This is a genomic window from Dietzia sp. SYD-A1 (assembly GCF_015356725.1).
GTDB lineage: Bacteria > Actinomycetota > Actinomycetes > Mycobacteriales > Mycobacteriaceae > Dietzia.
On sequence record NZ_JADDKI010000338.1, the window covers coordinates 1 to 7,804 of the forward strand.

The 7,804-nt window shown below is 72.4% G+C and carries 6 protein-coding genes; 5 read left to right on the plus strand and 1 reads right to left on the minus strand.

All coding sequences use genetic code 11. The features are described 5' to 3' along the window. The 4 genes from IY392_RS13220 to nudC form a co-directional block, all read left to right on the plus strand. Window positions 1-241, plus strand: a 241-nt coding sequence (locus IY392_RS13220; RefSeq protein ID WP_194861459.1) for a hypothetical protein, incomplete at its 5' end; no start/stop codon positions are given. Further along, on the plus strand, window positions 238-3,564 hold the full coding sequence (locus tag IY392_RS13225) for a UvrD-helicase domain-containing protein (protein WP_309234181.1): 3,327 nt from the start codon (window positions 238-240) through the stop codon (window positions 3,562-3,564). The genes IY392_RS13220 and IY392_RS13225, both read left to right, overlap by 4 nt. 62 nt (window positions 3,565-3,626) lie before the next feature. Beyond that, on the plus strand, window positions 3,627-4,706 hold the full coding sequence (locus IY392_RS13230; RefSeq protein WP_107755961.1) for a TrkA family potassium uptake protein: 1,080 nt from the start codon (window positions 3,627-3,629) through the stop codon (window positions 4,704-4,706). Window positions 4,707-4,804: 98 nt separating this feature from the next. Further along, window positions 4,805-5,722 (plus strand): NAD(+) diphosphatase, encoded by a 918-nt coding sequence (nudC, locus tag IY392_RS13235; protein ID WP_194861460.1) that lies wholly within the window; start codon window positions 4,805-4,807, stop codon window positions 5,720-5,722. 13 nt (window positions 5,723-5,735) lie between these two features. Here nudC and IY392_RS13240 read toward each other — a convergent pair whose 3' ends face one another. Next, a complete protein-coding gene (locus IY392_RS13240; protein ID WP_107755963.1) occupies window positions 5,736-6,029 on the minus strand; it encodes a mycoredoxin in 294 nt (97 codons plus the stop codon). 86 nt (window positions 6,030-6,115) lie between these two features. On the opposite strand from IY392_RS13240, the gene IY392_RS13245 reads away from it, so the two are divergent. Continuing rightward, window positions 6,116-7,804 (plus strand): ATP-dependent helicase (locus tag IY392_RS13245; RefSeq protein WP_194861461.1); only part of this gene is annotated, 1,689 nt, incomplete at its 3' end.

Below are 7,804 nucleotides of genomic sequence, written 5' to 3' on the forward strand. Positions count from 1 at the left end.
TCGCGAGCCGGGCGGCGGGCTCCTCCTGTACCTCGGGGGCCGGGAGGGCCGCCTGCCCACGGAACGGGTCCAGGACCCGCTCGGCCGCGAGGCCGCAGAGGCGTTGACCGACCGCGTGGTCGACGCCGGTCGTGCGACGGTGGGGCCGTCCTACACGGCCCGCGTGGGTCCGTGGTGTGACCACTGTGGAGTCCGGTCCAGCTGCCCCGCGCAACCGGAGGGCCGGCAGGTGATCGAGTGACCTCCTCGATGGGACCCGACGACATCGCCGACGCACTCGGCGTCCACCGGCCCACCCCGGAGCAGGCGGCCGTGATCGCCGGCCCCGCCGAACCCACCCTCGTGCTGGCGGGCGCTGGGGCGGGCAAGACCGAGACCATGGCGGCGCGCGTGGTGTGGCTGGTCGCCAACGGTCATGCGCGCCCGTCGGAGATCCTGGGGCTCACCTTCACCCGCAAGGCGGCCCAGCAGTTGTCCAGGAGGATCCGGCGGCGGCTCGAGGCACTGGCGGGAAGCGCGCTCTGCGCGGGCCCGGGGGCGGACCCCAGGATCGCGGAGTCGATCCGCACCGAGGATCCCCAGATCTCGACCTATCACGCGTTCGCGGGCACTCTTCTCGGGTCCTACGGCCTGCTGGTGCCGGTCGAACCGGATTCGCGGCTGCTCACACCGACCGCGGCGTTCCACCTCGCCCACGACGTGGTCTCACGCTGGGAGTCCCCGCTGGCGACGCGGTCCTCCGCTGCCCAGGTCACCCGCGACGTCCTGGCACTGGCGGGGCAACTGTCCGAGCACCTCGTCACCACCGACGACCTGCGGACCCACCCCGATCTGATCACGACGCTGGTCGCCACACTGCCCGGCGGGCCCGGCCAGCGCGAGACCCCCACCAAGTGGCTCGACGAGGCCGCCACCGTCCAGGGGCACCGTGAAGAACTGGCGGATCTCGTCGACGCGGTCGCCGCTCGGATGCGGGCGGAGTCCGCCATGGACCACGCCTCGCAGATGGCGCTCGCCGCCACGGTGGCCCGCGACCACCCGCAGGTCGGTGAGGCCGAGCGTCGGGCGTTCCGGGTGGTGCTCCTCGATGAGTACCAGGACACCGGCCACTCCCAGCGGGTCCTGCTGAGCTCGTTGTTCGGCGGCGGCGCCGGTCCGGTGCCCGCGGTCACCGCGGTGGGGGACCCGATGCAGTCCATCTACGGGTGGAGAGGGGCATCGGCTTCCAACCTCGACCGCTTCCGCGACGACTTCCCCCGGCCCGAAGGGCAGCGGTCCCACCTGCTCGAGCTGACCACCTCGTGGCGGAACCCCCCGGAGGTGCTCTCCCTGGCCAACCGGATCACCCAGCCGCTGCGGGACCGCCCTGGCACCGTGCCGGTCCCGCAGCTGCGAGCGCGTCCCGGCGCCGAACCCGCCGACCTGCAGGTGGCGGTGCTGGACACCGCGGACGCCGAGCGGGAGTGGCTGGCCGACGAGGTGTCCCGCCGGTACCGCGCGGCGGAGGCGGCCGGTCGTGTCCCCACCGCCGCCGTGCTCGTCCGACGCAACGGCGACTCCGGGCCCATCGCCGAGGCGCTGGAGAACCGCGGACTGCCGGTGGAGGTCGTCGGGCTGGGGGGACTGCTGGACGTCCCCGAGATCGCGGACGTGGTCTCACTGCTCACGGTGGTCGCCCGTCCCGGCGCCGGTGCGCCCCTGATGCGGCTGCTCACAGGGCCAAGGTTCGCCCTGGGGGCCGCCGATCTGGCCGCGCTGGCCAGACGGGCGTCCGCGCTCTCACTCCGGCGCCCGGCCGAGGCCGGAGGAGCACTGTCCTCCGTCCGCGAACTCGAGGACGCACTGGACGCCATCGCCCGCGGCGAGGAGACCGATGCCGCGGGACTCGCGGACGCGCTGGCCGACCCGGGCCCCGAGGGCGACTACAGCCCAGACGGCCTGGCCCGCATCACCGGGCTCTCGCGGATCATCGCCGGGCTTCGAGCGCGGTCATCCGCTCCCCCTGCCAGACTCGTCGCCGCCGCGGAACAGGCGCTGGGTCTGGACGCCGAGGTGCGCCTCCGGGAGCGCACCGGCGGGGGAGAGGCACGAGAGCAGCTCGATGAGCTGCAGGAGGTGGCCGCGGGATTCGGGGCCGACCGCGGTCAGGGTCTGGACGCCTTCCTGGCACACCTCGATCTGGCACGCATGGTGGACGGCGGGCTCGCACGGGGCGAGGTCGCCTCCGTTCCGGGACGGGTACAGATCCTCACCGTGCACTCGGCCAAGGGGTTGGAATGGGAGATCGTCGCCGTGCCCCACCTGTCCGTCGGGATATTCCCCTCCGACCGCGCGCCCCAGACCTCGGTTCGAGCGGCCACCCACCTGCCCGAGTACCTCCGCGGGGACCGCGAGGGCGAGGACAACCCCGGAGGCGTGCCGGTGCCCCGGTTCGACGGAATCGGGGACCGCAAACGACTGGAGGCCACGCTCAAGGCCCACATCGACCGCGTCAAGAAGCGGTCGCTCGACGAGGACCGACGCCTGTTCTACGTGGCCGTCACCCGGGCGGAACACTCCCTTCTGCTCTCGGCCTCCCACTGGCACGGCAGTGGCTCCACACCCCGTGGCCCGTCGGAGTTCCTCGACGAGGCCCTCGAGTTCTGCCGGGGACCCGAATCCCTCGGGGTGGTGGACCCCCTCGTCGTCACGCCGTCGGCCACCAACCCGGCCACCACGACGGTGGTCGAGGCCACCTGGCCGCGTGCGTCGGTGAACGATCGCAGGACGGCGGCGGACGCGGTGTCGCAGGCCCGTCCCGTGGATCCCGGGGTCGACCCGGCTCCCGACCACGGACCCGCCCGGCTTTGGCACCTCACTGCGGCGCCGCTGCTCGCGGATGCGCGCCGGGCCGCCGAGCAGCGCGACAGAGTGGTCCTACCGCGCCGGTTGACGGCGGGGGAGGTCGTGGCCATGGCGACCGATCCGGATGCGTACGCCGACCGGCTGCGCCGACCGGTGCCGTTCCGGCCCGACCGTTTCGCCCGCCGGGGAACGCGGTTCCACCAGTGGGTGGAGCACCGATTCGGAGCCACCCACCTGCTCGACATCGACGACCTCCCCGGAGCAGGGGACCACGGGGCGGTCGACGGCGTGTCGGAGGCGGACCTCGCGGCGCTGAAGAAGGCGTTCGAGGCGTCGAGGTGGTCACGGCTGACCCCCGAGGCAGTGGAGGTGCCCTTCGAGGTGGGCCTCGGGGGTCACCTGCTGCGCGGCCGGATGGACGCGGTGTTCGCGGACGGGGACGAGTGGATCGTCGTGGACTGGAAAACCGGGCGGGTGCCGGGTCCGGGAGAGATGCCGGCCGTCTCGCTCCAGTTGGCGGTCTACCGTTACGCTTGGGCCAGGATCGTCTCGGCCAGGCTCGGTCGACCGGTCGAGCTCGACAGGGTCCGGGCCGCCTTCCACTACGTCCGCGTCGGGAGGACCGTTGAACCGGACGCTCTGCCCGATGCGGAGGAACTGCGGCAACTGCTGTCCACCGGCCCCGGGAGAGGGCGGTTGTTGTCCGACAGGGGCCGATAGGCCACGATGGTCCGGGTGACCCCGATGAACGACGGTGGTCTCGTCCCGGAACGGAGCTGCTGATGGTGAGGAAGCGCCCACTCGCGTCCCGTTCCCGCAGCAGCGACCCACTGGACGAGAGCCCCGACCACATCCTCGTGGGCGTGGTGAGCATCCCCGCCAATGCCGAGAGCCCGTGGCGACTGATCGGCAAGCGCGTGCTGATGGCCGTGCTCACGCTGACGTTGGCGGCACTCGTGGTGTACTTCGATCAGGAGGGGTACGAGGGCGGCGGAGGCGCCGACGGCAGGATCACGGTCGTCGACGCCTTCTACTACGCCACGGTCTCCCTCTCGACAACGGGCTACGGAGACATTTCCCCGATCACCCAGCAGGCGCGGCTGCTCAACGCCATCCTGATCACGCCGCTGCGCGTGCTCTTCCTGATCCTGCTCGTCGGTACCACCCTGTCGGTGCTCACCGAGCAGTCCCGTCAGGCCCTCAGGATCCAGCGCTGGAGGAACCTCGTGCGTAACCACACCGTCGTCGTCGGCTACGGAACCAAGGGCAGGTCCGCCGTCGCGGCGATGCTCGCCGACGACACCGCTCCCGACGACATCGTCGTCGTCGACACCGACCCCCAGGCGCTCAAGTCGGCGGCCGCGCGCGGTCTGGTCACGGTCCAGGGCTCGGCCACCCGGTCGGACGTCCTCAAGCTCGCGGGCGTGACGCGCGCCGCGTCCGTGGTGGTGGCGACCAACTCCGATGACACGGCGGTGCTGGTCACGCTGACCGCCCGAGAGCTCGCACCCAACGCGAAGATCGTCGCCACCGTCCGCGAGTCCGACAACAAGCATCTGCTGAAACAGTCCGGTGCCGACTCCGTGGTGGTCTCCGCCGAGACGGCTGGCCGGCTGCTCGGACTGGCGACCATCACCCCGACCGTCGTGGGGATGATGGAGGACCTGCTGACGCCGGACGAGGGTTTCTCCATCGCCGAACGACGGGTCGAGGAGTCCGAGGTCGGCGGGTCCCCGCGACACCTCGCCGAACTCGTCCTGGGGGTCGTCCGCAAGGGCCAGTTGATCAAGGTCAACGAACCGCAGGCCGATGCGCTGGAGACCGGCGACCGCCTGCTCTACATCAGGATGGTCGCAAGCTGATTCCGGCACCGGGGCGGTCGGCCCGGGTGACCCGGGCCGGCGGGAAGGTCTCCGGATACGCTGACCGCCTCCCATGATCCGCGAGAAGGAACCCGACCATGCCGCTGGACTTCAGCCTCGACTCCGACCCCGTCCTGTCCGTCGCCGCCCCCGACCGGGCCGCGCACCTGCGCCAGGACGCCGACGGTCTGGCGCGGGGGTGGGCCACCGCGCGGGTGGTGCGGATCGACCACCGTGATCGGTTCGCCACCGATCCCGTGGCGGGTGGCCGTCGACGCCTCCGGCTGGAGCCCGCGATGGACCACGCGGACCGGATGCCCGAGACCGCGGTGTTCCTCGGGCTCACGGAGGAGGGTCGCCACCTCTGGGCGATGCCGGAGGATGAGCTCCCCGACGATCCGTCGGTGACGACCCTCCGGTCGTCCGGAGCGGACCTCGTGGACGGAGACGGGGCGCTGGCATCACAGGCCCTCGCGCTGCTCGGGTGGCACCGGGACACCGTGCGGGGCCGGGGACCGCAGCACCATCCGCGCCGAGTGGACGCGGGCTGGGCGATCGAGGACCCCTTCCACGGCGGGCCCGAGTACCCCCGCACGGACCCGGCCGTGATCTGCCTGGTCCACGACGGGGGCCGTCGGGTACTCCTCGCCCGCCAGCCGGTCTGGCCGACGGGGATGTACTCCCACGTCGCGGGATTCGTGGAGGCGGGGGAGTCGCTGGAGGGATGCGTGGTTCGCGAGGTGCAGGAAGAGGTCGGCGTGGCCGTGGACCGCGTCCGCTACCTCGGCAGTCAACCCTGGCCGTTCCCGCGCTCGCTGATGGTGGGATTCCACGCCATCGGCGACCCGGACGCGCCGATCGTCCTCGAGGACGAGGAGATCAGCGAGGCCGCCTGGTTCGACGTCGACGACGTCCGCGCAGCGCTCGACGGCCGGGGCACGCTGAGGGTGGCGCCGCCGGTGTCGATCGCCCACGTGATGCTCCGGTCGTGGGCGGCGGCGGTGGACGGCGGGTGAGGTGCCCGGCGGGTCAGGCGCCCGCGAGCTCGGCGAGCTTGGCCCTGACCTGAGAGGCCGGGGGGTTGGTGGCGGTGGTGCCGTCCGAGTACAGGGCGGTGGGGACGACGCGGTTGCCCCCGTTGACGCTCTCCACGAACGCCGCGGCGTCGGGGTCGGCGTCGACGTCGATCTCGACGTACCCGATCGCCTTCTCGTCCAGCAGCTTCTTGAGTCGGGTGCAGAAGGGGCACCAGGAGGTGGTGTAGAGGGTCAGGGCCTCCGCGCCGCCGGCCGTGAGATCGCTGTCGTTCCTCGGTTCGCTCATGACGGGGTTCAACGTCCGACGACGGTGGAATCTTCCCGGGGCAGGCCCGAGGCGCCGGTGTCGGGGCAGGATGCCACCATGGGGGCGTGGAAGACGTGCGACGTGACAGGGAGTCGGCCCTCGACGGACTGGACCCCCAGCAGCGGCGGGCCGTCCTGGCCCCCCGCGGCCCCGTCTGCATCCTCGCCGGCGCGGGCACCGGCAAGACGCGCACCATCACCCGCCGCATCGCCCACCTGGTGACCACCGGTCACGTGCGGGGGGACCAGGTCCTCGCCGTCACCTTCACCGCCCGTGCGGCGGGCGAACTACGCATGCGGCTCGCCGGACTGGGCGTCGCGGAGGCCGGGACGGGCCCGGTCCAGGCGAGGACCTTCCACTCGGCGGCGCTGCGCAATCTGTCCTACTTCTGGCCCCGGGTCTACGGAGAGGAGCCCTGGCAGCTGCTCGACGGGCAGTTCCGGGCGGTCGCCCAGGCCGTCCGCCGGGTGGGGCTGGATCCCTCGACGGAGACGATCCGGGACGTCCTCACCGAGATCGGCTGGGCCAAGTCCAGTCTGCTCACCCCCGACACGTACGCCGAGCGTGCGATCGCGCTCGGGCGTGACCTCCCGGCCCCCGCCCCGGAGGTGGCGCGGGCGTTCCGCGCCTACGAGGACCTCAAGGTCTCGGGCCCGGTCCGCATGCTCGATTTCGACGACCTGCTGGGGCACATGGCGGACCTCGTGGAGGAGGTCCCGGCGATCGCCGAGGAGTTCCGGGACCGCTACCGGTGCTTCGTGGTGGACGAGTTCCAGGACGTCACCCCCGCCCAGCAGCGCCTGCTATCGGCCTGGCTGGGCCGACGCGACGACCTCACCGTGGTGGGTGACGTCAACCAGACCATCTACTCCTTCGCCGGCGCGGACCCGGACTACCTGCTCGGGTTCGAAGAGCGCTACCCGGAGGCGACCGTCGTGCGGCTGGAGTCGGACTACCGGTCCACGCCGCAGGTCGTCGAGCTCGCCAACGCCGTGATCGGGTCCGGCTCGGGGCGTTTCCGGGCGGCCGGGCTCACTCTCCGGGGGATGCGACCGCCAGGGCCCGAGCCCGTGCTCACCGAGTACGCGGACGAGGACGCGGAGGCCGAGGCCGTGGCGGGGGCGATCGCCGACCTGGTCCACGGTGGGCTCGACCCCGCGGAGATCGCGGTGCTCTACCGGGTCAACGCGCAGTCGGAGCGCATCGAGGCCGCGCTGGACGAGGTGGGGATCGGCTACCGGCTCAAGGGGGGCGAGGGATTCTTCGACCGGACGGTGGTCAGGCGTGCGATGGCGGCGATCGACAGACTGGTCGACGGCTCGGACGAGTCGGCGGCCGGGGAGTACTCCGCGCTCACCGATCCCTCCGACGTCGTCCGCGTGATCCGGGCGGCCCTGGAGCCGTTGGGTCTCACGGCGGCCGAGCCGTCGGGCGCCCAGGCCAGGGAGAAGTGGGAGTCCCTCACCGCGCTGATGGGACTGGTGGAGGAGATCGCCACCACGGGGGACCGCCCCGGGCTCCTGCCGGTGGTCGCGGGGCTCCGCGCCCGCGCGGCCGCGCGGCACGCACCGGACGAGCGCGGGGTCACCCTGGCCTCGTTACACGCCGCCAAGGGACTCGAGTGGGATGCGGTCTTCCTCCTCGGGGTGCACGAGGGCGGTCTGCCCATCAGCCACGCCGTCAAGGCCGGGCCGGACGCCATCGAGGAGGAGAGGCGGTTGTTGTACGTGGGTGTCACCCGGGCGCGGGAACAC

Excerpts from the sequence above, each read along its gene's own strand:
- IY392_RS13230 (WP_107755961.1), top strand. The coding sequence starts at position 3,627 with ATGGTGAGGAAGCGCCCACTCGCGTCCCGTTCCCGCAGCAGCGACCCA.
- nudC (WP_194861460.1), top strand. The coding sequence starts at position 4,805 with ATGCCGCTGGACTTCAGCCTCGACTCCGACCCCGTCCTGTCCGTCGCC.
- IY392_RS13240 (WP_107755963.1), bottom strand. The coding sequence starts at position 6,029 with ATGAGCGAACCGAGGAACGACAGCGATCTCACGGCCGGCGGCGCGGAG.